This window comes from Kribbella sp. NPDC049174 (assembly GCF_043197365.1).
GTDB lineage: Bacteria > Actinomycetota > Actinomycetes > Propionibacteriales > Kribbellaceae > Kribbella.
The window spans coordinates 780,240-802,477 of record NZ_JBICSZ010000001.1; the positions used below are offsets into that span (position 1 = coordinate 780,240).

The window sequence follows — 22,238 nt, forward strand, 5'->3', positions numbered from 1 at the left end:
GTTTTGGTTAACCGTTGACTTCCGGGTCGCCTCGACTCACAGTGATCAGGCTGCCAGTCTGTGTGACCGGCATCCCCGCCGTCGGTTCAGGAGAACAACATGCGTCGTCGTCCGAAGATTCTCGCCGCATTGACTGCGGTAGCGCTGGCCATCACGGTGACCGGCGTGTCGTCGTCAGGCGGTCCACCTGCTGCTGCGTCGACCCCCGGGCCGACCGCGATGGCCGCTTCCGCGTTCAGCGCGGCGGCCGCGAAGTACGGCGTACCGGAGTCCGTGCTGCTGGCCGTGTCGTACGCCGAGACCCGCTGGGACGACCACCAGGGTGCGTCCAGCACCGACGGTGGCTACGGCCCGATGCACCTCACGGCTGTCGACCCCACCGCGGTCGTCGACCTCTCCGGCAAGCGCAAGATCGCCAAGGCCAGCTCACTGCGGACTCTCTACAAGGCCTCCGAGCTGACCGGGCTGGACCCGGTTGCCCTGCGCAATGAGACCGCCGCGAACATCGAGGGTGGTGCCGCGCTGCTGGCGTCGTACCAGCGCGCTCTCGGGCTCCCGGTCGGCGCTGACACCTCTGCAGCCCAGTGGTACGGCGCAGTGGCGTCGTACGCGGAGGCTTCGGACCGGGTGGCCGCGTCGGTGTTTGCTGACGACGTCTACTCGATCATGGCCCGCGGTGCGGCCCGTACGACGAACACCGGCCAGCAGGTCGTGATGCCGGCCGTCGCGGTCGCACCGGACAAGTCCCAGGTGAGCAAGCTGTCGCTGCCGACGGGTGCTCCGGCCGACAACACCGGTGTGGAGTGCCCGAAGTCTCTCGGCTGTGAATGGCTGCCGGCGCCGTACCAGGACCTGGGCGGTGGCGACTACGGCAACCACGACCTGGCGGACCGGCCGAACACCGGCAAGATCGACTACATCATCATTCACGACACCGAGGGCGGCTGGCAGGGCACGCTCAACCTGGTGCAGGACCCGACGTACGTGAGTTGGCAGTACACGATGCGCTCGTCCGACGGTCACACCTGGCAGCACGTCAAGGCCAACGACGTCGCCTGGCACGCCGGCAACTGGTACGTGAACATGCACAGCATCGGCATCGAGCACGAGGGCTTCGCGGCCCAGGGCGCGACCTGGTACACCGAGTCGCTCTACCGCAACTCGGCCAAGCTGGTCCGCTACCTGGCCGCCAAGAACAACATCCCGCTCGACCGGGCCCACATCATCGGCCACGACCAGATCCCGGGGACGATCCCGAGCACGGTCCGCGGCATGCACTGGGACCCGGGACCGTACTGGGACTGGGAGCACTACTTCGACCTGCTCGACGCGCCGATCTGGGGCAAGTCGGTGTTCCCGGTGAAGGCCGGCTCGATCGTCACGATCAAGCCCGGTTTCGACGACAACGTGCAGGTGCTGACCAACTGCACCGGTGCGGGCACCACGTGCACCCCGCAGGGCACCAACTTCGTCTACCTGCGTCAGGCACCGGACGACGCGGCTCCGCTGGTCAAGGACCTCGGACTGCGCCCTGACGGTTCCGACAGCACGACTGTGGTGTCAGACATCGGTGCACGCGCTGCCGCTGGTTCGCAGTACGTCGTGGCGCAGCAGCAGGGTGACTGGGTGGCAGTCTGGTACCTGGGTGCGCTGGCTTGGTTCAAGAGCCCTGCGTCGGCTCCGGACGCGTTCGCGAAACCGGGTCTTGTGGTGAAGCCGAAGGCGGGTAAGGCGTCGGTGCCGGTGTACGGCCGGGCTTACCCGGAGCAGGCGGCGTACCCGGAGGGCATCCCCTACCAGGTCGTCACGCCACTGCAGTACTCGATCCTCGCGGGTCAGGCCTACCCGGTGGGCGACCCGTCCATCGAGACCGACTACTACCGCGCGGTGACGTTCGCCGGGCAGCCGCCGACCGACAAGGTCCAGGTGCTCGGCAAGGACCGCTACTACCAGATCTGGTTCGGCCACCGGATGGCCTACGTCCGCGCCGCCGATGTGGATCTGAAGCCTGCGATCTAGGCTGACCGCTGTGATCGACGAAGCCGTCCAGTCCATGCTGGACGGCTTCGTCGCGTCTGTCCGCGACATCGCACCCGTCGAGGCGGTGTGGCTGCACGGTTCGCTGGCGCTGGGTGACTTCCAGGCCGGCCGCAGCGACCTCGACGTGGTGGCGGTGGTAACAGCTCCACCGCCGCCCGAGGTGGCCGACCTGCACAAACGGCTGATCGCGGCGGAGCCCCTGGCGGAGAAGCTGCACTGCTCCTACATGGTGGCCGATCAACTGGCGGACCCGTCGATCCGGCATGCGACCTTCGCCCAGGGCCGGTACTTCGACCGGCCGGTGACCGCGGTAACCCGTCGGGAGCTCGCCCTGAGCAACACGTCTCTGCTGGGTCCGCCGCCGATGTCGTTGCTTCCAGCAATCAGTGACGCGGAACTGGCGGACTTCGTCCGGCACGATCTGCGCGAGTTCTGGTTCCCGGTCACGGCGAAACGGCCACCGTGGTACCTGGACGTCTGGGTCGACCTCGGCCTGCTGACGCTGGCCCGGGCCCACGTCACGTTGACGACCGGCGAGCTGATCACCAAGCGGGCAGCCCTCGACGTCCTGCCCACGCTCGGCGCGCCCGCGGCCGTCGTCCGGGACATCGCCCGTCGGCGGTACGGTCCCGCGCAGCGGGCGAACCCGTTCTGGCGTCACCGCCGGGCGGTGCTGTCCCAGCAGTTCCTGCAGTCGGCGATTCCCGCCGTACTCAGTTGACGGTGATCGGGGTGCCGTTGGTCAGGTCGAGGAGCTCGGCGTAGGTGGTGGGGAAGACCGAGTGCGGGATGCCGGCGGCTGCCCAGATGACGTCGTACTGCCCGAGGGCGGTGTCGACGTAGGTCGCCACCTGGTGCGGGTGACCCACCGGCGCGACGCCGCCGATCGACTGGCCGGTGTGCTCCTTGACGAAGTCCGGGGTGGCGCGACGCAGCTTGGTGATGCCAAGCTCGGCGGCGACCTTGGCGGTGTCGACCCGATGCGCGCCCGACGTCAGGATCAGCACCGGGGCGCCGTCGCCGTCGAAGATCAGGCTGTTCGCGATCGCGCCGACCTCGCAGCCGAGTTCCGCCGCCGCGGCCGCCGCGGTCGGGACCGCCTCGTCCAGGATCACGATCTCACCGGTGGCCCCGGCCGCCTGGAGCGCGTCGGCCACCCGTTGCACGTTGGGATGATTGCTCACCTTCGGCAGCTTAGGCGGCCGGTCCCGCGGGTTCTCAGGCGGCTTCTCAGGCGGCTCTGAGTTCGGCCGCGCCGAAGGACACGTTGAAGCGGTCGCACCAGATCGCGACGCTGCGGAAGTCGTCGAGCTTCACGGTGCTTGGGATGGCGTAGTTCTGGTTGCCGTGATTGCCCTTCAGACTGCCCAGACTGCGGTACTTCCCGTCGTCGAACACATGCCAGCCGTCGCGGCCGGCGACGACCGCGGCGTCGCTGAGCCAGACCTTGAGGTCGGGGCCGTCGGAGGTGTCGAGGTTCTCCAGGCGGAGCACGCGGGAGCCGTCGGCGAGTCTGAGCACGGCGACGGTGCCTTCGGTCTCGTGTTCGTGCGTGATCAGCTTCCCGGTCAGCAGAACCTCGGGGACGGTTGAAGGTTTTCCGGAAACTGTCGGTGGCGTCGTCGACGATGACTGTGTGGAGATCGGAACGGCGCCGGGCAGCGCTTCGTCGACGACCGTGTCGGTGAAGAGCCGCCACGGCTGGAAGAGCGGCAACGCGACCGCGGTGACCACGACGGCCACCGCCGCCGCGGCGATCAGTGCTGCCCGCCACCGGGTGGAAAGCCTCGGCATCGTCGTCCCCTCCGTTCTCCCGCGTCGTACGGCGCTGGTCTCTTTCTCAGTCTGGACGGCGGATCGGGCGCGTGGGGGCGCGCCGGGCTTACGGCCCGTTGACGTTTGTCGGCGGGCGGCGATACGCTGTTCGTGTTCGAACAGATGTTCGATTACATCCGGCCCGGCTTCGTCGGGAGGCCGGCCAGGGGTGATCCGGACAACTGGACGGCTCCGGTGCGGAGTTGCGGCCGCATCGGAAACCGGTGGTCCCGGCGGGCCGGGCACCGGGGTGGACCTCGACCCCCACCTCGGGCCAGCCCGCCGGGCCCCGGCACCAGCCGTCGGTCAGGGACCAGTCCTTGATCAAGGGCTAGTTCTTGATCTTGGGAAGGCGTTCGTACACAGGAGGCGATGGAGCATGTGGGAGTTCGACGAGGCCGTCGAGGTGCGTTCGGATGTCGTGGACGGCGTCGAGACCCCGGAGCAGTTCCTCTGGCGCGGCCGGCTCTGGCGCGTGTGCTCCGTCCAGGCCCGATGGACCGAAACCGCCGCCTGGTGGGAGCGCGGCATCATCGGCGCCGGCCTCGGCGCCACCTACGACGGCCGCCCCGGCCCGGCGCGGACCCGCGCCGGTGCCCACCTGAACGGCGTGGCAGCGCCGGCGAGCCCCCGATCTCGCGCCGATTGTGCTGCCGCGCCCGCTCCCGGCGGGAGCACCACCGCCCTCGCTCCCGCCGGGAGCGCCATCGCCGACGACACCGCGGGGATCTCGGGGAGTCCGGCGGCGGTCGGCGTACTGGATGCAGACTGGGGGCCGCGGCGTGCGGTCCACCGAGTAGAGGCGGGGTGCGGCCGGCACGGTCGGCGTGAGCTGTTCGATCTCGCGCACGACCCGGACTCCGGCCGCTGGCAACTGGAAAGGGTGACGGACCGATGACTGTTTCACCGGTATCTCCGGCAGCCGCCGGCGCGGCCAGCCGCGAACTGTCCCGCGCACGCGCCGCACTGGGTGAAGCGGTGGAGACGAGCGACCACCTGATCCGCTACTCGAGCGCCCACGTCGCGGCGCTCCGGGTCGCGGCCGCGGTCCTCGCCGTCCGGGCCCGCCCGGTCCGCTCCGGCACTCGCCGCCGGGTCCAGCGCAACGCCTGGGTCCTGCTGGCCGAGGTGGCGCCCGAGTTCGGCGAGTGGGCCACCTTCTTCGCCGCCGGCGCCGCCCAGCGCGCCGCCGCCGAAGCGGGCCTGGAACGCGCCGTCACCACCCGCGAGGCCGACGACCTCGTCCGTGCCGTGGAGACCTTCTACGACCTGGTCGAGACCAGCCTCCGCCTCTCCAGCACGCCAGCCCTCACCGCCACCACCGACCCCCAATCCGTCCTGACCCAACCCTGGATGCAAGCCAGTTGACCGCCTACCAGCTGATGGCTGCGTGCCTTCAGCAGGTAGGCCACGGCAGCCGACTCGGGAGATCTGACGTTTGAGCCAGCTACGCAGAGGTGTCGGAAAGGACCTGTGCGGTCGCGTCCACGCTGTCACCGGCGTGGAGTGCTATCTCGCCGACACCCACTACCCAAGCCCGCACCAGGCGATGGACGGCGACTCTTGGCACGACGGCTTGTGCAGCAAGTGCACCGGCGCCGGCAGTTGGCAGGACTTCATTTGCGACAGATGCAACGGCGCCGGCTTCGAGCCCATCGAACTGATCGACCCCGAGACGTACCAACCCGGCTGACCACCATCCGGCCACACCGCCCCGCCCCACCTGCCGTGCCCGCAGCTGTCCCGCCCACAGCTGCCGTGCCCGCAGCTGTCCCGCCCCGCAGCTGTCCCGCCCACAGCTGCCGTGCCCGCTCCTGCCGTGACCGCTCCTGCCGTGACCGTTCCTGCCGTGACCGCTCCTGCCGTGACCGCTCCTGCCGTGCCCGCTCCTGCCGTGACCGCTCCTGCCCCGCCCGCTCCTGCCCCGCCCACACCTGCCCGCCCACTCCCGCCTTGCCACCGGGTTGTGGTGTTGGTGCGGGCGGGGGAGTGGGGAGGGCTTTAGGGTCGGGGGCGTGAGTGAACTTCCTGTTCTTGACGCCGAGGATCAGCGTGTCCTCGGCAGTCTGATGGAGAAGCAGACGACGGTGCCGGCGTCGTACCCGCTGACCGCCAACGCGCTGCGGACGGCCTGCAACCAGACGAGCAACCGCGAGCCCGTCGTCGACTACGACCAGGGGACGGTGGAGCGGATCGCGCGATCGCTCAAGGACCGGGAGCTGGTGCGGACCGTGTGGGCCGGCGCGGGTCAGCGCACGCTGAAGTACCACCAGACTCTCGACGAGCGGCTCGGGCTCGAAGCCGACGAGCGGGCGCTGCTCACGGTGTTGCTCCTTCGGGGTGCGCAGGCGCCCGGTGAGCTGCGGACTCGCACCGATCGTCTGCACCCGTTCGGCGATCGGACCGCGGTCGAGGAGTGCCTGCGCCGGATGGCAGAGCGTCCCGAGCCACTGGTTCGCGAGCTCGAACGGCGCCCCGGTCAGCAGGACCACCGCTGGATCCATCTCCTGGGGCCGCTGCCGGAGCAGGCCGCGCCGGTCGCCACCGAGGCGGTCGATCGGGACGCGGTCCTCGCCGCCGGGGCGGACGCGCGTGACGCTCGGGTGCGGTCGTCGTACGACGCTGTCGCCGGCACGTACGCCGACGAGCTTCTGGACGAGCTGACCAAGCTGCCGTTCGAGACCTGGCTCCTGGACCGGGTCATCGCCCAGGCCGCCGGACTCCCGGTGGTGGAGGTCGGCTCGGGCCCGGGGCACGTCACCGCGTACCTGGCCGATCATGGCGCCGACGCCACCGGGATCGACTTCTCGCCCGCGATGGTGGACGAGGCCCGCCGGCGCTTCCCGGACCGGAACTTCCAGGTCGGGGATCTGCGCCGACTGGCCCGCCCGCCAACAAGCTCCGGGTGGGCGGCCGTGCTGGCGTGGTACTCGCTCATCCACCTGGCGGCCTCCGAGCTTCCCGACGCCGTCGCGGCCCTGGTGCGTCCGCTCGATCCCGGCGGCTGGCTCGTCCTCGGCCTGCACGCCGGAGCCGAGGTCCGCCACGTCGACGAGTTGTTCGGCCACGAGGTCGACCTCGACTTCGTGCTGCACGACCCTGCATACGTGGTCGGGGTGGTCGAGGCCGCGGGCCTCGTCGACGTCGAGTGGTACCTCCGCGGTCCCATCACCGCCAGGCAGGAGACAACCCAGCGCCTGTATGTCGTCGGTCGTCGCGCCACCACCTGACCGCAGCGGCTCTTCGTCGGGCCGCGGCGAAATCGGGTGGACATCGCTTTCCTGACTGGCCTAGCGTTTCCGCTGGCAGCCGTATGTCGGAAGGACCAGAGGAGAGTTTCCCGCACCGTGACGGTGTCAGGAAGCTCGCACGCTCTGTGCTGACGTTGCCCGGTCCGAGGCAGAAACCGACTCTCGAAAGCGGTGCTCAACCGTGACGCACGCATCCTTTGATGTCCCTCCGGATCGGCCGCCGGTGATCGCGGCGACCGATCTCACGAAGACCTACACGTTCCACAAACAGCAGGCCGGTCTCGGCGGCGCGATCAAGAGCCTGGTCCGGCGGAAGTACGAGACCAGGCTCGCCGTCGACGAGATCACGTTCAGCATCAACCGCGGTGAGGTCGTCGGGTTGCTCGGCCCGAACGGCGCCGGCAAGACGACCACACTGAAGATGCTCTCCGGCCTCCTGTACGTCACGTCCGGTGAGCTGGAGGTCCTCGGCTTCACCCCGTCGGACCGCAAGCACGACTACCTGCGGCGGATCGCGCTCGTCATGGGCCAGAAGACCATGCTCTGGTGGGACGTACCCGCGATGGAGAGTCTCCTGCTGCACAAGGACATGTACGGCCTCACGACGAAGGAGTTCGACCGCAACGTCGCCGAGCTCGCCGAGCTGCTCGAGGTCCAGGACCTGCTGAACGTCCAGGTCCGCAAGGTCTCCCTCGGTGAGCGGATGAAGCTCGAGCTGATGGCGGCTCTCGTGCACGGTCCGGAGATCCTGTTCCTCGACGAGCCGACGATCGGCCTCGACGTGGTCGCGAAGGCGCGGGTGCGGACGTTCCTGGCCGAGGTCAACAAGCTCCGCGGCACCACGATCCTGGTGACCAGCCACGACATGGACGACATCGAGGCACTCTGCTCCCGAGTCATGATCATCGACGACGGGCGCCTGCAGTACGACGGGGGCCTCGACGAGCTCGTACACGCGGCCCGGCCGCGCAAACTCGTGCGGGCGACGTACGCGACCGCCGTCGACGGCAGCCGACTCGCGGCGCTCGACGGCGTGACCGCGGTCGACAGCTCCGACCTGACGATCAAACTCGAGGTGGACCGCGAGCGGGCCGGCGACGTACTCGGGCAGCTGACGCGGATCGGTCCGCTGGTCGACCTCGACGTCGCGGACGCCGATATCGAGGAGATCATGCGCGACCTCTTCCTGCGCGGCGGCACGCTCGGGGACGCGTCATGAACACCCTCGTGCGCAACCTGCGGGTCCTGCGCCGGATGACCGCGGCGCAGATCGTCCAGGCGTCCGTCTACCGCGGCGCGTGGATCATCTTCATGGCGGCCAACGTCTGCGTGCCGATCATCTCGCTGCTGATCTGGCGGACCGCGATCGCGAACGGGGCTCAGCTCCCGATCGACGAGCAGTACGTCACGACGTACTTCGTGCTGCTCAGCTTCGTCACGATGGTCACGTCGTCGTGGTTGACCGGTTTCCTGGCGAACGACATCAGGCTCGGCAAACTCTCCAGCTGGATGGTGCGGCCGGCCTCGTTGCTGCTGGGCTTCGTCGCCAACAACCTGTCGGAGAAGTTCCTGAAGCTGTTCGCGCTGGTGCCGATGATCGGCGTGCTGTGGTGGATCTTCCGCGACTCGATGAACATCCCGGCGGGCCCGGGCCGGTGGGCGGTGTTCGCGGTCAGCATCGTGCTCGGGGCGATCCTGGTGTTCACGATCGACATCCTGATCGCGTCGCTCGCGTTCTGGATGGACGACGTGTCCGCGCTGGCGCAGGCCCGGCTGATCATCGCGAGTGTCCTGTCCGGTGCGGTCGTGCCGCTCGCGCTGATGCCGGACTGGTCGCGCGGGTTCATCGACAACCAGCCGTTCAGGTTCACGGTGTCGTTCCCGGTCGAGATCGTCGCCGGCAACCTGTCCGGCCAGGACCTCCTGGTGGGCCTGGGGCTCCAGTTGGGGTATGTGCTCGTGTTCGGAGTGCTCGCGCGGCTCGTCTGGGCTGCGGGGATCCGCGCGTACTCGGCGGTGGGCGCATGAGTGAGACCCGTACGTACGCCGACGACCGGCAGCCGCTCGACCGCAACTGGCTGCACAAGCAGGTGCGTCACCTCCGGCTGTGGCGTCGGTTCTTCACGCAGGCGCTGGTCCGCGAGACGCACTACCGCGCGCACTTCGTCACCACGTTGCTCGTCGGCCTCGTCCAGCTCGGGCTCGGCATCGTGCCGATCCTGCTGCTGTTCGGCTTCACCCAGGAGGTGCACGGCTGGTCCCGGCCCGAGGTGATCACGCTCGTCGGGGTGTACCAGATCATCACCGGGCTGATGGCGGTGTTCATCGCGCCCAACCTGCAGCGGATGACGAGCTACATCACCGAGGGCGAGCTCGACGGCGTGCTGCTGCGGCCGGTGTCGGGCCAGTTCTACCTGACGTTTCGGTGGATCAATGTCGCGGAGCTCAGCAACGTCGCGAGCGGCATCGTCGTGCTGGTGATCGGCCTCGTGCAATCGGGGGTCACCCCGAACGTGCCGCAGATCCTGCAGGCGCTCGTGCTCGCGGCCTGCGGGCTGGTGCTGCTCGCGACCGTGTGGAGTGCGCTGTCGTTCCTCGCGTTCTGGCTGCAGTCGGTGGGGCCGATCGCGTTCATCTATCTCAACCTGATGGAAGCAGGCCGGTATCCGCTGGTGTTCTTCCCGGTGGCGGTGCGGGCGTTCCTCACGTTCGCGTTCCCGGTGGCGTTCGCGACGACGTTCCCGGCCCAGGCGCTGGCGGGCGACGGCGGCTGGACTCGGGTCGCCGGCGGGATCGCCCTGTCGGCGGTCGCGGTGACGCTCGTCCGGATGCTGTGGCGCCGCGGAGTGCGTTCGTACGCCAGTGCGAGCTCCTAGGTCCGGTGCTCTCGAGTGCGCCGGGATCGCGCAGGCGGGTCAGCTCTTGGCGTACGTCTCGGCGGCCAGCGACTCGAACTCCAGGCCGATCGCCGGCTCGTCTCCGACCACCAAGGCGTCGTGGCCCGGTTCGATGACGTAGGCGATGCCGGGGACCATCCGCGCCTTGGTGCCGTCGTCGTGGACGATCTCCATCTCGCCGGAGACGAGGGTTCCGACGTGCCGGACCTGGCAGGACTCGCCGCCGACGACGGGACGGATGCACTCCGACCAGCGCCAGCCGGACTGGAAGGTGAGCCTGGCGACGCTGGCACCCGGCAGCTTGACCACATCGACCCTGGTCTTGTCCGGTGACCGTTGCTCGTCCGGCTCGTCGAACGACTTGCTGAAGACAGCCATGATGCCCCTCCTGGATCCGTCGGTTCTCCCCTTACTTCGCACGTTGGGGCATCCGCGCCGTCCGAGGACAGAGGCCGGGAATTAACGACCGCTTACGGCTACCTCGGCCGGGCGACCATTAGGCGGCTGGGGCGGTGTCGGTGGGGTGGGGTGGTGGGGAAGTAGGGTGTGGCGGGTGGGGGTTGATGGTTCGAGGAGGGTCATGACGATGGTCGATCGGCGGCGGCGGTCTGTGCGGACGGCGCTGGTGGCCGAGGCTCTGCGGGTTGCGCTGGCGGGCCGGGCGCAGGTCGATCCCGAGGCCGGGTTGGACATCGTCGACCTGGGCGGTGGGACCGGTGGGTTCGCGGTACCGCTGGCCGTCGAGGGGCATCGGGTGACCGTCGTGGACCCGAGTCCCGACGCCCTGGCCTCGCTCGAACGCCGGGCCAGTGACGAAGGCGTCAGCAAACTGGTCCGCGGTGTGCAGGGTGACGCGGCCGAGCTCCCCGGCCTCGCGGGTGAGTCGAGTGCGGACGCCGTACTGTGCCATGGCGTGCTCGAGGTCGTCGACGACCCGGTGCAGGCGCTGCAGGCGATGGCGTCGGTACTGCGGGAAGGCGGCGTACTCAGCCTTCTCGTTGCCCAGCGCAACGCTGTGGTCCTGGCGCGGGCGCTCGCGGGCCACCTCTCCGAGGCGCGGGTCGCCTTGCAGGACCCGGACGGGCGGTGGGGTCCGACGGATCCGATGCCGCGGCGGTTCGACGAGGCGGGGATCACCGCGCAGCTGGCCGACGCCGGCTTCATGGTGCACACCGTGCACGGCGTACGCACGTTCGCGGACCTCGTCCCGTCCGCGTTCGTCGACTCTGAACCAGGCGCGGCCGAGGCCCTGGCCGAGCTGGAGCGCGCCGCCAGCCTGCACCCGGCGTTCCGGGCCGTGGCCACGCAGCTCCACATCCTCGCCACCCGCTGAGCGCTCAGCCGGTCGCCTTGCGCTGTGCTGTGGGTCACACGGTGCCGTGGAGGCGGCGGAGAGCGACGGAGGGTGATGGAGTGGTGACCGCGGCGGATCTGGCGGATGGGGTCGGCGACGCCCGCTCAGACGGGTCAGAGAGTGGATCGCCGTCGGCACCGACGCTCTCCCCGGTCGGAGTGGGGCGCGACACGCCGGGTTTTGGCGGGTTTGAGGCGAGTGTGATGGGGGCAGTTGCCGGACCGTGACGCGCTGGACAGGCGGTCAGGGTTTCGTGTGAGGCAAGCGCGGCCTAGACTGAAGACGGCCTATCGAGATCGCGCTCACCATGGAGGGATCGACGGTGCCCCTCTCGGAAGAAGAGCAGCGCCAGTTCGAGCAGCTCGAACGCGCCCTTGCTGCGGAAGACCCGAAGTTCGTCTCCGCCATGCGAGGGACAAATGTGCGCTTGTATTACAAGCGCCGGGCAGTGCTTGCCGGCGTTGGATTCGTGCTGGGCATCGTTGTCCTGATGACCGGCGCGATCATCCCCAACACCATCATCGGAGTCATCGGCTTCGTGATGATGGTCGCCTGTCTCTACATCGCCGCGCTGAGCATGAAGCGGATCAGCAACGCGGGGGACGCCGACGACGTGCCGCCACCTCCGCCGCCGACCAAGAGGCACCGGACCAAGCACGACTCGTCCGGCAGCTTCATGGAGCGGATGGAGGATCGCTGGCGGCGACGCCGCGACGAAGATCTCTGACCTAGGACGCCGCGCCTGAGCGCGCAGCCGGCCGACAAACCACACCCGTGCCCCTGAGGCACGGGTGTGGTTTTGTTCGGGCTCTGTTCCTGGGGTGTTCAGGTGCCGCTGCCGCAGTCGTCGTTGGTGGGTGCGGGTAGCTCCCGTTCGGCGCTTTGCAGGTTGCCTTTCGGCTGGCCGTTGCTGGCTAGGCAAAGCGCCGAACGTGAGCGGTTGTCGGTCCCGGGGCCGTCGGCTGGCGTGGCGCCCCCAGTGGCCGTCAGTTGGCGTGGCGGCGGCGGAGGGCTAGGGAGCGGAGGCGGGCCAGGAGGAGGTCGAACTCGTCCAGGAGGTCGGAGGCTTCCGTGCTGCCTCGGTTGAGGTACCAGCGCCACGACGGTGGCAGCAGCCGGGCCCGCCAGCGGCGGAGCCGGGGTGCCTGCGACCACAGCGCCTGGCGTACGGCGGCCGCCTCGGCCCGCAGGTCCAGGGCCAGATCGGTGTCACCGGCATACCGCAGTGCCTCGATGCCGCGAGCCAGCCGCAGGGCCTGTGGATGGGCGTCGGCGGGCAGTTTGGTGACGAGCCAGTCGCCGGCCTGGCGTGGCGTGGCGATGTCAGACCAGTCCAGTCCCAGGTCGCGGGACGTGTCGCGGATCTCCGCCCACAGGCCTTCGGCACCGAGCCGGCCGGGTGGTTTGGCGAACCGGCGGCGCCGGGTCAGGCTGCGGATCAGCCACGGGATGCTGAGCAGCAGGATCACCCCGGCGGCGATGGCGATCGCCCGGCCGCCGCCGTTGGTGAACCAGTTGCCGCTGTCAATGACCGCTACACCGCTGTCGTCCGGCAGGTTGCGGTCGCCCTCCGGCCTCTCGATCCCCGGGTCCTCGGTGGCCCCCGGACTGATCGGCGCGGTGCTCGGCGCCGTCGTCGGGCCGGTCTCCTGGGTCGGGGCGACGGTCCAGTTCGGCGTGCTGGCGACCCGCGCGGCCGGCGTCGGCTCGAACCGGACCCAGCCGATGCCCTGGAAGTACAGCTCCGGCCAGGCGTGCATGTCGTGCATCCGCACGGTGTACTCGCCGTCCTTGCCGGACTGGCCGGGCAGGAACCCGATGCCGACCCGGGACGGGATGCCGATGATGCGGGCCATCAGCGCCATCCCGGAGGCGAACTGCTCGCAGTAGCCGGTCTTGTTCACCAGCAGGAACTCGCGCAGGGCCTGCATTCCGCTGCCGCGCTCGGTCTCGGTGCTGTAGGTGAAGCCGCCGCCGCTGCGGAACCAGTTCTGCAGCAGCACGGCCGCGTCGAACTGGTTGCCATTGGCACCTTTCGTGATGGTCTGGGTCAGTTCCTTGATGGACTGCGGGGTCCGGGGGACCCGGCTGGTGTACCGGTCCGGCTCACCCGCGCCGGTGGCGTCGTGCAGTTGCTGCGGCGTCGGCTGCAGGTCGTACGAGGTCACGTCGTAGTTCTTGCCGCCGACCACCTGCCCGTTCGACGAGACCACGTCGAGCGCGCCGGCGTCGTACCGCCAGTCCCGCTTGAGCGAGATCGACCGCACCGGGTAGGGGACCGGGGCGAACTGGGAGCGGAAGCTCCGGCTGACGTCGATCTCCAGCTTGGACTGCGGGACCTTGCTCAGGTCGCCGTTGTACCCGGGCGGCGGGGACAGTTCGCCGCTGATCTTGCGGCCCTCCTGACGCGGCGCGATCCGCCAGGTGTCGCCGTCGAAGTAGTCGAGCGCGGTCAGGCGCAGGTAGGTGCCGCCCGAGGGGCCGCCCTTGTAGGTGAGCGCGACCACGTTGTCGCCGCGCTTCAGGTTCTTGCCCATGTCGAGCATCGGGTCCGTCGACGAGATCGACGCGCCGATCCCGCTGCCGGGTCCGGTGCCGGCCAGGCCGTTGCCGATGACACCTTCCGGCAGCGTCGGCAGCAGGGCCGGCAGCAGCGCGGCGAGCGCCACGACGGTCAGACCGATCCGGCGGCCGGCCTGGCCGAGCGCGGACGCCTCGACCGGTTCGGCGGCATCGAGGTGGGACACACCCGAGATCCGACGGCCCCAGCGACTGAGCCGGCTGCGACCCTCGGCCGACAGCAGCAGGATGTACCCGAGCGCCGGCGGGATGAACAGCAACGCCGGCAGTCCGCCGTGCACGGTCGCGGCCGGCACCGTGTACATGATCAGCAGCAACAACCCGGCCCACGCAGCCTGACGAAGCTGTACGGCGATGACGTGGATCAGCAACCCGGTCGCGGCGATCACCGAGGCGGCGAACAGGGTCAGGTGCGAGTCCGGGGGCAGTGGCGCGCTGAACCGGTTGATCGAGTCCATCGCGTTGACCATCTGCTGGTTGAACTCCAACGCGGTCGCTTTCACCGGGATCAGCCCGAACTTCAGCGTCTCGCGCAGGAAGAAGAACGAGATCAGTTCCACCAGCACCAGTAGCTGGACGAACGGTACGACGAGTCGCGGGGCGCGCAGGTTCTGCAGCAGGATGCCGATCCCGGTGATCGCACCGCACAGGAACGCGCTGATGAACAGGAACGGCCCGGAGAACACCGGGGTGAGCACGAGCGCCCCCAGCACGGTCGCACCCCAGGCAGCAAGCGAGATCCTGGCATGCCCGGTCATGGCGCCACCCGCCGCGGAGCCGTCTCGGCCCTGCCGGCGCCGGAGGTCCGGCCAATAGCGCTGCTCATGCGATCCTTCCGCTCCGTAGTCCGAGGCCGGACCACACGGTAGGTAGGTGGTCACCGCGCCGGACCCTGGCGACCCGCCAGCCGTTCCGGCGTAGTTCGTTCTCGGTGGCGTCCGCGGCTGAGGCCAGCCGGGCCGCCTTCTCGGTCATCTCGGCGCCGACCGCCCAGCTGGACGCGTCGAGCACCAGCGCGACACCGATCGCCTGACTGGTCCGCCAGCGGTTCAGTGACGTGATGTCGTCCGAGCTCAGAGCGCCGACGATTGCGATCACCAGGCTCGGATCCTGCGCATGCCGGTCGACGGTCAGCAGGGGGCTGATCTCGGCGTACTTGTGCTCCTCGACGGTCGCGCACTCGGTCAGCAACTGCTGTGGGGTGAGCGGTTGATGCACGGCGGCCGACGTCCGGTGGCTGATCGCCGACAGCGTGGTCGGCCCGCCCAGCAGGGTGGTCGCGTAGCCGCGGCGGATCCGGTCCGTGCCGATCGAGGCAGCCGCACTGACAGCCCATTCGAGGCTGGACGAAGGGCCGTGGCCGTGGTGCGAGGTGGTCCGCGCGTCCAGGAACATCGCGCACCGGCTCTGCCAGGGCTGCTCCTCGCGCCGCACCATCAGCTCGCCGCGTCGCGCGGTCGAGCGCCAGTGCACCCGGCGCAGGTCGTCGCCGTCGCGGTACTCGCGGACGGTCGCGTCCTCTTCGCCGGCCGATGCGATCGCCCGCGGCCGGTTCTCACCCGAGCCGGCCCGGTCCGCACCCAGCCGGATCTCGGGCAGCCGGTAGACCCGCGGCGTGACCAGGAGGTGCTGGCTGCGAGTGAACGTCCGGCTGGTCTCCACCAGGCCGAACGGGTCGGCCACGGTCAGCATCAACGGCCCGACCTGGAACAGTCCGCGGACGTCGCTCTTGACCGGATAGCTGACGGTACGACGCCAGTTCGGGCTGACCCGGTCGACCACGAACCGGGGCCGGTGCCCCAGTACATAAGGAATACGGTCCTCGAGCAGCAGCAGACCGGCGGGCATCCGGCCCTGGTTGCTCAGGGCAAGCTCTACCGTCGCCTGCGAGCCGACCGGCACCTGGTTCGGTGTCAGGCTGCGCCGCACCTGGAGCCGCAGCCGGGTCCGCCCGACCACGAGTGCTGCCACGACCGGCAGGGCGACCAGAAGGATGCCGACGCGCAGCAGGTCCTTCTGCCCGAGCAGGAGTGCGCACAGCGAAGCAGTGATGCCTGCCGCGACGAAGGCCCGCCCTCTGGTGGTCAACCCGCGCAGTGCCTGCCGCATGACTCAGTCCCGACGTGTGCGGGGCAGCGGCACGGTGGCCACCAGCCCGGAGATGATGTCGGCTGCACCGCGCCCACCGAGGTGCGCCTCAGCCGCAGGGAGTACGCGGTGCGCCAGCACCGGTACGGCGAGTTCCTGGATGTCGTCCGGCAGGACGAACTCCCGGGAGTCCAGTGCCGCGGCCGCACGGGCGGCGCGGATCAGATGCAGGGTCGACCGCGGGCTCGCGCCGAGCCGGAGCTCTTGCGCCCGGCGGGTCGCCCCGACGAGTGCGACGGCGTACTCCTTGACCGACTCCGACACGTGCACCGACTGCACGGTCTTCACCAGCCGGAGGATCTGCTGACCGTCGGTGACGGGCTGCAGGTTGGCCAGTGGATCGTCGGCGGCGTGCCCGTCGAGCATCCGCAGCTCGGCGGCCGGCTCGGGGTAGCCCATCGAGACGCGGGCCATGAAGCGGTCGCGCTGCGCCTCGGGAAGGGGATACGTACCTTCCATCTCGATCGGGTTCTGGGTCGCGATGACCATGAACGGCGCCTCGAGCTGGTACGTCGTGGTGTCGACGGTGACCTGGCGTTCCTCCATCGATTCCAGCAGCGCGGCCTGGGTCTTCGGTGAGGCGCGGTTGATCTCGTCACCGACCACGATGTTCGCGAACACCGCACCCGGCTTGAACTCGAAGTCGCGGATCTCCTGGTTGAAGACCGAGACGCCGGTGATGTCCGACGGCAGCAGGTCCGGCGTGAACTGGATCCGGCGCACGGTGCAGTCGATCGACTTGGCCAGCGCCTTGGCCAGCATCGTCTTACCGACGCCGGGCACGTCCTCGATCAGCAGGTGTCCCTCGGCCAGCAGAACGGTGATGGCGACCTCGACCACGTCGGGTTTGCCCTCGATCACCTGCTCCATCGCCCGGCGGACCCGGCCCGCCACCTCGGACAGCTCGTCGAAATCCCCGGCTCCTGCCAGCGCCGAGCTGGTCGCGGTGGTGCTCACCCTGTGTCCTCCCCATTCGTTGACGGCCGACACATTCTCACCCGCTGTAGGGGTCCGGCCTAGAGCAGCGGAAGTTTCGTTACCTGGCGTTTCGGTGTTCATCGGCACAGGCCCTCACCGGCGTCGGTCGGAAAGTCGTCCCTCCAAGCGTACGGGTGTGAAAAACATTGCGCCGGGCGTACGACGGACTGGACGGCCAGAAGGTTCGGCCCCGGCCTGGGGGAATTCGGGTGGAGCGAAGCGGCGGACGGCTCGGTGGGGCGAAGTGGAGGAAGCCCGGTGGGGCGAAGTGGAGGTAACCCCGGTGGGGCGAAGTGGAGGTAACCCCGGTGGAGCGAAGTGGAGGACGGCCGGGTGGAGGGGAGTGGAGCGGACGCCGGGTGCTCAGCGGGGATTCAGGCAGGCCGAGCGGCCGGCGACACGCGGTGAGCTCGGGTGGGAATAGGGCGGCGCGTGGGGGAAGTGGGGCGGAAGTTGGTTGACGGTGGTGGAAAGTGGAGTAAGGTGGAGCGCAGTGGAACCGAAGTGGTGGAAACAGCTCGCCTGAGACGGAGAGTCCGCAACGGGGAGGTGGAGCGTGTTCCTCGGAACTCACTTCCCCAAGCTCGACGACAAGGGACGGCTGTTCCTGCCGGCGAAGTTCCGCGACGAACTGGCCGAGGGTCTGGTGATCACGCGTGGACAGGAGCGGTCGCTGTCCGTGTGGCCCGAACGCGAGTTCGTCCAGTTGACCGAGCAGTTGAAGCAGGCGCCGATCACCAACAAGGGTGCGCGGGACTACCTGCGGATGTTGTTCGCCGGAGCCTCGAACGAGGTGCCGGACAAGCAGGGCCGGGTCACCATCCCGCCGATGCTGCGCGATTACGCGGGACTGGATCGCGACTGCGTCGTCATCGGGGCGATGAACAGGGTGGAGATCTGGAACACGGAGAACTGGAACAGGTACTCCGCGGAGCAGGAGCAGGCATTCGCCGACCTGTCCGAGGAAGTACTGCCAGGGATCTTCTAGCTGAAGAGTGGGCGAGCAGGACCGAGAACCGAACCGACCGTCCGGTGAGATCACGGGTCCGACTTCCGACCTCAACGTGTTGGCGTCACTTCCCCGGCGCCAAGACCCCAGAGGTACTTCCCCGGAAGGCGTACCCGTGATCTGACCGGACGGTGCCGCATCCGAACCGCCCCGGAGAACAGCGCACAGGCAAGTCGGCGCCGGGTCCGCGACTCCGGCGCGGAAAGGCAGGACGAACACCACACAGAGAACCTGCGGGGGCAGGGTCGCTCCCGCGGCGACTGGAAGGGTCGAGGATGAACGCTGCGGAGCGGCATGTGCCGGTGATGCTGGAGCGCGTGGTCGCGCTGCTGGCTCCCGCACTCGCGCACCCCGGCGCGGTTCTCGTCGACGCGACCCTCGGCCTCGGTGGTCATTCCGAGGCGTTCCTGCGTGAGTTCCCGCAGGCCCGACTGATCGGCCTCGACCGCGACCCCGAAGCGCTGCGACTCGCCGGCGACCGGCTGGCGCCGTACCAGGAGCGCACGACGTTCGTGCACGCCGTGTACGACGAACTGCCGCAGGTGCTCGCGGACCTCGAAGTCCCCGCGATCGACGGGATCCTGTTCGACCTGGGCGTCTCCTCGATGCAGCTGGACGAGACCGAGCGCGGTTTCGCCTACGCGCAGGACGCGCCGCTGGACATGCGGATGGACAGCACCGGCCCGACCACGGCCGCGGACATCGTGAATACCTACAGCGCGGCCGACCTGGCCCGGATCCTGTTCCAGTACGGCGAGGAGAAGTTCGCCCGGCGGATCGCGGACCGGATCGTGCGGGAGCGCGAGACCGAGCCGTTCACCACCAGTGCGCGGCTGTCCGAACTGGTCCGCAACGCGATCCCACAGGCGGCCCGCCGGACCGGGGGACACCCGGCCAAGCGGACGTTCCAGGCGCTGCGGATCGAGGTGAACGGCGAGCTCGAGGTACTGCGCCGCGCCCTGCCGGCCGCGATCGAGGCGCTGGCGCTGCACGGCCGGATCGTGGTGATGAGCTACCAGTCCCTGGAGGACCGGATCACCAAGCAGACGTTCGCGGCCGGCACCAAGTCCGACGTACCGGACGACCTGCCGGTGATTCCGGCCGGGCACGAGCCGTACCTCAAGCTGCTGACCCGGGGTGCCGAGCGGCCGACCGAGGAGGAGGTCGCGGCGAACCCGCGTGCCGCCTCCGCTCGCGTGCGGGCGGCCGAACGGGTCCGGACGAAGGGATTGGTGGCCTGATGAGCACTGTGTTCAGTCCGTCCAAGGCCCGGGTCACACCGGCGCCGGCGAAGCGGTCGGAGCCGAAGCTCCGCGTCGTGTACGGCGCGCCGTTCCGGCCGCCGCGGATGCCGTTCGTCATCTTCGTGGTGTCGCTGCTGGCGGCCGGCCTGGTCGGTCTGCTACTGCTCAACACGGAGCTGCAGAGCGGGACGTTCCAGGTGACCGCGCTGAACAAGCAGGCCGATCAGCTGCGGGATCAGCAGGAGCAGCTGGAGAAGCAGGTCCGCACGCTCGAGTCGCCGCAGAACCTGGCCGACCGGGCGCTGCGGATGGGCATGGTGCCGAACCCGAACCCGGTCTTCCTGCGGCTGTCCGACGGACGGGTGCTGGGTGTTCCGGAGGAGGGCAAGGCCGGCACGGGTACGGCGATGTTCGGCCCGGGCACGCCCACGGGTGTGACGGTCAAGCCGCCGGTGGTCCCGGTCAAGCCGAAGCCGCCGGCGACCACGACGAAGCCACCCGCAACCACTGTGAAGCCGCCCGCGGCCACGGTGAAGCCACCCGCGACCGGCACCAGGCCGGCGACCGGCACAACCGCACGCACTGGTACGGCGACGGGGAACAAGCCGCCCGCCACCACGACCACGACCACCGGGGGATGATCGGATGACGGACCGACGGGGCAGCGAGCCGCCACGCAAGCGTGGTGAACCGGGCCGGAGCAATCCGCCCCGCAAGGCTCAGCCTCGTCGTTCGTCCGCTACAGACAGCACCCGCTCCACCCCACAGCGTCCTGAGTCCACCCGCGAGCGTCTTCTGCGGCTGGCCCGCGAGGAGCAGCTTCAGCGTGCGGCCGAGCAGGGTGCTGAGCGGCGTCCGGTGAAGAAGGTGGCGGCCAAGAAGGCTCCAGCTCAGAAGGCTCCAGCGAAGAAGGCTCCAGCGAAGAAGGTGCCGGCCAAGAGAGCTCCAGCCGGCAGAGCTCCAGCTAAGAAGGCTCCAGCCAAGAAGGCGCCGGCCAAGAGAGCTCCGGTCAAGAAGGCGGCTGCCAAGAAGAGCCCGCCGCGCAGGAGGCCGCCGCAGAGCCGGCGGCCTCCTCGGCCTAAGAAGCGGAAGCCGCCGCGCACGCTCAAGCTGGGCCGGCCGACGCTGCGGCTCCGGGTGACGTTCGGCGTGATGGCGTTCGTGCTGTCGCTGTTCGCCGGGCGGCTGGTGCTGCTGCAGGGTGTGGACCCGGACAGCTACGCACTGGCGGCCAGCAAGGAGAACACGAAGCCGTTCGTGCTGCACGCCTCCCGCGGCGCAATCCTGGACCGCAACGGCGTACCGCTGAGCGTGTCCGAGGACGCGGTCGCGATCACCGCAGACCCGACCCAGACCAAGCCGGTCGCCGACCAGCTCGCGGCGATCCTGGCTCCGAAGCTGACCAGTACGACGTCCGCGAAACTGCTCGCCGCGATGACTGGCAAAGGCCGCTACGCGCGGCTGGCCCGCCAGGTCAGCCCGCAGACCTGGAACGACATCGAGGCCGAGCTGAAGGCGAAGAACGCCCAGATCGCGCAGCAGAACAAGGGCCGGCCGCACGACCAGCAGGCGCCGCTGCTGGCCGGGATCTACACCGAGGAAGACCCGATCCGCAGCCACCCGAACGGCACCATCGCAGCCAACGTGGTCGGCGTGGTCGGTGACGACGGCAAGGGCCTGTCCGGGCTCGAGTACGGCATGAACGACAAGCTGTCCGGCCAGGACGGCAAGGCGATGTACGAGGTCGACACCAAGGGCAACAAGATCCCGAACGCGAACCACACGGTCGAGGAGCCCAAACCCGGCCTGACCGCGCAGCTGACCCTGGACGCGGACCTGCAGTGGTTCGCGGAGAAGCGGATCGAGCAGGCGGTCAAGCAGTACAGGGCCACCTCCGGCACGGTGATCACGATGGACGTGAAGTCCGGCGAGATCCTGGCGATGGCGAACTACCCGACCTTCGACCCGAACAGCAAGAAGCTCAAGTCCAGCGACCTGAACAACCCCGCGCTGGAGCGCACCTACGAGCCGGGCAGTGTGCAGAAGGTGGTCACGATGGCCGCGCTCGCCGACGCCGGGCTGATCGACCTGAACACCAAGCTGCGGGTGCCCGGCAGCATCGAGGTGCAGCGGCGGACCATCAAGGACCACTGGGACCACGGCACCCTGAACCTGACCATCGCCGGCGTGATCGCGAAGTCGTCGAACGTCGGCACCATCATGGCCGCGCAGCAGATGCGGATCCCGCAGTTCGTGAAGTACCTGCACGACTTCGGCTTCGGCGAGCCGACCGGACTGAACTTCCCGGGCGAGAGCAAGGGCCTGATGCAGCCGGGTGACGAGTGGCCGGAGCTGACCCGGTCGAACGTCGCGTTCGGTCAGGGCCTGTCGGTGAACGCGGTGCAGATGACCGCGGCGGTGAACGCGGTCGCGAACGGCGGCGTCTACGTGCCGCCGAAGTTGGTCCGCGACTACATCGACGCGAACGGCGCCGTCACCCCGAACCAGACCGCGGCCCCGCGCCGGGTGGTGAGCGAGAAGGCCGCCAAGGAGGTCGCCACGATGATGGAGGCGGTGACCGCGAAGAACGGCACCGCGCCGCAGGCGGCGATCGACGGCTATCTGGTGGCCGGCAAGACCGGGACGGCGCAGCAGGTCGACCCGAAGACCGGCCGCTACGGCAAGTGGGCGACTTCTTTTGCCGGATTCGCCCCGGCCGACAACCCACGGTTCGTCACGTACGTCGTACTGCACGACCCGACGGGTGCTCGGGGTGGTGGTTTCCAGGGAGGACCGGTGTTCCGAGACGTGATGAGCTACGCGCTGCAGAAGTACGTTGTCCCACCGACTGGGGCGAAGCAGCCCAACGTACCGACCACCTGGTGACGCAGGGTCAGGTAGGAGTCACGGTGCCCGGAGCGG

Annotated in this window: 21 protein-coding genes; 15 read left to right on the forward strand and 6 right to left on the reverse strand. The window is 69.2% G+C overall.

The window, feature by feature from the left end; all coding sequences use genetic code 11:
- Positions 1-99: 99 nt before the first annotated feature.
- On the forward strand, positions 100-2,019 hold the full coding sequence (locus tag ACGFIF_RS03600; protein WP_393151015.1) for an N-acetylmuramoyl-L-alanine amidase: 1,920 nt from the start codon (positions 100-102) through the stop codon (positions 2,017-2,019).
- Between the two features lie 10 nt (positions 2,020-2,029).
- Positions 2,030-2,761 carry a nucleotidyltransferase domain-containing protein gene (locus ACGFIF_RS03605; RefSeq protein ID WP_393151017.1) on the forward strand — a complete coding sequence of 244 codons (732 nt, stop codon included), beginning with the start codon at positions 2,030-2,032 and terminating at the stop codon, positions 2,759-2,761.
- On the opposite strand, the gene ACGFIF_RS03610 is transcribed toward ACGFIF_RS03605, so the two are convergent.
- Both ACGFIF_RS03610 and ACGFIF_RS03615 read right to left on the reverse strand, forming a co-directional pair.
- Positions 2,754-3,224 carry a YbaK/EbsC family protein gene (locus tag ACGFIF_RS03610; protein WP_393151020.1) on the reverse strand — a complete coding sequence of 157 codons (471 nt, stop codon included), beginning with the start codon at positions 3,222-3,224 and terminating at the stop codon, positions 2,754-2,756. The two genes, ACGFIF_RS03605 and ACGFIF_RS03610, sit on opposite strands and share 8 nt — an antisense overlap.
- Before the next feature lie 46 nt (positions 3,225-3,270).
- Positions 3,271-3,834 carry a DM13 domain-containing protein gene (locus ACGFIF_RS03615; RefSeq protein ID WP_393151022.1) on the reverse strand — a complete coding sequence of 188 codons (564 nt, stop codon included), beginning with the start codon at positions 3,832-3,834 and terminating at the stop codon, positions 3,271-3,273.
- Positions 3,835-4,234: 400 nt separating this feature from the next.
- Between ACGFIF_RS03615 and ACGFIF_RS03620 the strand changes: the two genes are divergently transcribed.
- The 7 genes from ACGFIF_RS03620 (at position 4,235) to ACGFIF_RS03650 (ending at position 9,982) form a co-directional block, all read left to right on the forward strand.
- Positions 4,235-4,753 carry a DUF6504 family protein gene (locus ACGFIF_RS03620; RefSeq protein WP_393151024.1) on the forward strand — a complete coding sequence of 173 codons (519 nt, stop codon included), beginning with the start codon at positions 4,235-4,237 and terminating at the stop codon, positions 4,751-4,753.
- A complete protein-coding gene (locus ACGFIF_RS03625) occupies positions 4,750-5,223 on the forward strand; it encodes an SAV_6107 family HEPN domain-containing protein (RefSeq protein WP_393151026.1) in 474 nt (157 codons plus the stop codon). Before ACGFIF_RS03620 ends, ACGFIF_RS03625 begins: the two co-directional genes overlap by 4 nt.
- 133 nt (positions 5,224-5,356) lie before the next feature.
- Positions 5,357-5,548 (forward strand): hypothetical protein, encoded by a 192-nt coding sequence (locus tag ACGFIF_RS03630; protein WP_393151028.1) that lies wholly within the window; start codon positions 5,357-5,359, stop codon positions 5,546-5,548.
- Between the two features lie 322 nt (positions 5,549-5,870).
- Positions 5,871-7,085, forward strand: a complete 1,215-nt coding sequence (locus tag ACGFIF_RS03635; RefSeq protein ID WP_393151030.1) for a DUF480 domain-containing protein — start codon at positions 5,871-5,873, stop codon at positions 7,083-7,085.
- A gap of 202 nt (positions 7,086-7,287) precedes the next feature.
- Entirely contained in the window at positions 7,288-8,325 is a 1,038-nt protein-coding gene (locus ACGFIF_RS03640) for an ATP-binding cassette domain-containing protein (RefSeq protein WP_393151032.1), read from the forward strand.
- Positions 8,322-9,134 (forward strand): ABC transporter permease, encoded by an 813-nt coding sequence (locus tag ACGFIF_RS03645; RefSeq protein ID WP_393151034.1) that lies wholly within the window; start codon positions 8,322-8,324, stop codon positions 9,132-9,134. Before ACGFIF_RS03640 ends, ACGFIF_RS03645 begins: the two co-directional genes overlap by 4 nt.
- Entirely contained in the window at positions 9,131-9,982 is an 852-nt protein-coding gene (locus ACGFIF_RS03650) for an ABC transporter permease (protein WP_393151036.1), read from the forward strand. Before ACGFIF_RS03645 ends, ACGFIF_RS03650 begins: the two co-directional genes overlap by 4 nt.
- A 39-nt stretch (positions 9,983-10,021) precedes the next feature.
- On the opposite strand, the gene ACGFIF_RS03655 is transcribed toward ACGFIF_RS03650, so the two are convergent.
- Positions 10,022-10,381, reverse strand: a complete 360-nt coding sequence (locus ACGFIF_RS03655) for a cupin domain-containing protein (protein WP_393151038.1) — start codon at positions 10,379-10,381, stop codon at positions 10,022-10,024.
- 202 nt (positions 10,382-10,583) lie between these two features.
- Between ACGFIF_RS03655 and ACGFIF_RS03660 the strand changes: the two genes are divergently transcribed.
- Both ACGFIF_RS03660 and ACGFIF_RS03665 read left to right on the forward strand, forming a co-directional pair.
- Positions 10,584-11,336, forward strand: coding sequence for a class I SAM-dependent methyltransferase (locus ACGFIF_RS03660; protein WP_393151040.1), 753 nt, complete (start codon positions 10,584-10,586; stop codon positions 11,334-11,336).
- A 328-nt stretch (positions 11,337-11,664) separates the two neighbouring features.
- Positions 11,665-12,084, forward strand: a complete 420-nt coding sequence (locus ACGFIF_RS03665) for a DUF3040 domain-containing protein (protein ID WP_393151042.1) — start codon at positions 11,665-11,667, stop codon at positions 12,082-12,084.
- A gap of 259 nt (positions 12,085-12,343) precedes the next feature.
- On the opposite strand, the gene ACGFIF_RS03670 is transcribed toward ACGFIF_RS03665, so the two are convergent.
- From ACGFIF_RS03670 to ACGFIF_RS03680, 3 genes are all read right to left on the reverse strand, one after another.
- Entirely contained in the window at positions 12,344-14,695 is a 2,352-nt protein-coding gene (locus tag ACGFIF_RS03670; RefSeq protein ID WP_393151044.1) for a transglutaminaseTgpA domain-containing protein, read from the reverse strand.
- A gap of 64 nt (positions 14,696-14,759) precedes the next feature.
- Positions 14,760-16,046, reverse strand: a complete 1,287-nt coding sequence (locus tag ACGFIF_RS03675; RefSeq protein WP_393151046.1) for a DUF58 domain-containing protein — start codon at positions 16,044-16,046, stop codon at positions 14,760-14,762.
- A gap of 3 nt (positions 16,047-16,049) precedes the next feature.
- The gene (locus ACGFIF_RS03680; RefSeq protein WP_393153625.1) at positions 16,050-16,988 is read right to left on the reverse strand and encodes an AAA family ATPase; all 939 of its coding nucleotides are present in this window, start codon (positions 16,986-16,988) and stop codon (positions 16,050-16,052) included.
- A gap of 631 nt (positions 16,989-17,619) precedes the next feature.
- On the opposite strand from ACGFIF_RS03680, the gene mraZ reads away from it, so the two are divergent.
- From mraZ to ACGFIF_RS03700, 4 genes are all read left to right on the forward strand, one after another.
- Positions 17,620-18,051 carry a division/cell wall cluster transcriptional repressor MraZ gene (gene mraZ, locus ACGFIF_RS03685; protein WP_132206898.1) on the forward strand — a complete coding sequence of 144 codons (432 nt, stop codon included), beginning with the start codon at positions 17,620-17,622 and terminating at the stop codon, positions 18,049-18,051.
- Between the two features lie 296 nt (positions 18,052-18,347).
- Positions 18,348-19,313, forward strand: a complete 966-nt coding sequence (gene rsmH / locus ACGFIF_RS03690; protein WP_393151049.1) for a 16S rRNA (cytosine(1402)-N(4))-methyltransferase RsmH — start codon at positions 18,348-18,350, stop codon at positions 19,311-19,313.
- The gene (locus ACGFIF_RS03695; protein WP_393151051.1) at positions 19,313-19,957 is read left to right on the forward strand and encodes a hypothetical protein; all 645 of its coding nucleotides are present in this window, start codon (positions 19,313-19,315) and stop codon (positions 19,955-19,957) included. The genes rsmH and ACGFIF_RS03695 overlap by 1 nt, the downstream gene beginning before the upstream one ends.
- A 4-nt stretch (positions 19,958-19,961) precedes the next feature.
- On the forward strand, positions 19,962-22,202 hold the full coding sequence (locus ACGFIF_RS03700; RefSeq protein ID WP_393151053.1) for a peptidoglycan D,D-transpeptidase FtsI family protein: 2,241 nt from the start codon (positions 19,962-19,964) through the stop codon (positions 22,200-22,202).
- Positions 22,203-22,238 lie beyond the last annotated feature (36 nt).

Excerpts from the sequence above, each read along its gene's own strand:
- ACGFIF_RS03600 (WP_393151015.1), top strand. The coding sequence starts at position 100 with ATGCGTCGTCGTCCGAAGATTCTCGCCGCATTGACTGCGGTAGCGCTG.
- ACGFIF_RS03615 (WP_393151022.1), bottom strand. The coding sequence starts at position 3,834 with ATGCCGAGGCTTTCCACCCGGTGGCGGGCAGCACTGATCGCCGCGGCG.
- ACGFIF_RS03620 (WP_393151024.1), top strand. The coding sequence starts at position 4,235 with ATGTGGGAGTTCGACGAGGCCGTCGAGGTGCGTTCGGATGTCGTGGAC.
- ACGFIF_RS03625 (WP_393151026.1), top strand. The coding sequence starts at position 4,750 with ATGACTGTTTCACCGGTATCTCCGGCAGCCGCCGGCGCGGCCAGCCGC.
- ACGFIF_RS03645 (WP_393151034.1), top strand. The coding sequence starts at position 8,322 with ATGAACACCCTCGTGCGCAACCTGCGGGTCCTGCGCCGGATGACCGCG.
- ACGFIF_RS03650 (WP_393151036.1), top strand. The coding sequence starts at position 9,131 with ATGAGTGAGACCCGTACGTACGCCGACGACCGGCAGCCGCTCGACCGC.
- ACGFIF_RS03655 (WP_393151038.1), bottom strand. The coding sequence starts at position 10,381 with ATGGCTGTCTTCAGCAAGTCGTTCGACGAGCCGGACGAGCAACGGTCA.
- ACGFIF_RS03660 (WP_393151040.1), top strand. The coding sequence starts at position 10,584 with ATGACGATGGTCGATCGGCGGCGGCGGTCTGTGCGGACGGCGCTGGTG.
- ACGFIF_RS03665 (WP_393151042.1), top strand. The coding sequence starts at position 11,665 with ATGGAGGGATCGACGGTGCCCCTCTCGGAAGAAGAGCAGCGCCAGTTC.
- ACGFIF_RS03670 (WP_393151044.1), bottom strand. The coding sequence starts at position 14,695 with ATGACCGGGCATGCCAGGATCTCGCTTGCTGCCTGGGGTGCGACCGTG.
- ACGFIF_RS03675 (WP_393151046.1), bottom strand. The coding sequence starts at position 16,046 with ATGCGGCAGGCACTGCGCGGGTTGACCACCAGAGGGCGGGCCTTCGTC.
- rsmH (WP_393151049.1), top strand. The coding sequence starts at position 18,348 with ATGAACGCTGCGGAGCGGCATGTGCCGGTGATGCTGGAGCGCGTGGTC.
- ACGFIF_RS03695 (WP_393151051.1), top strand. The coding sequence starts at position 19,313 with ATGAGCACTGTGTTCAGTCCGTCCAAGGCCCGGGTCACACCGGCGCCG.
- ACGFIF_RS03700 (WP_393151053.1), top strand. The coding sequence starts at position 19,962 with ATGACGGACCGACGGGGCAGCGAGCCGCCACGCAAGCGTGGTGAACCG.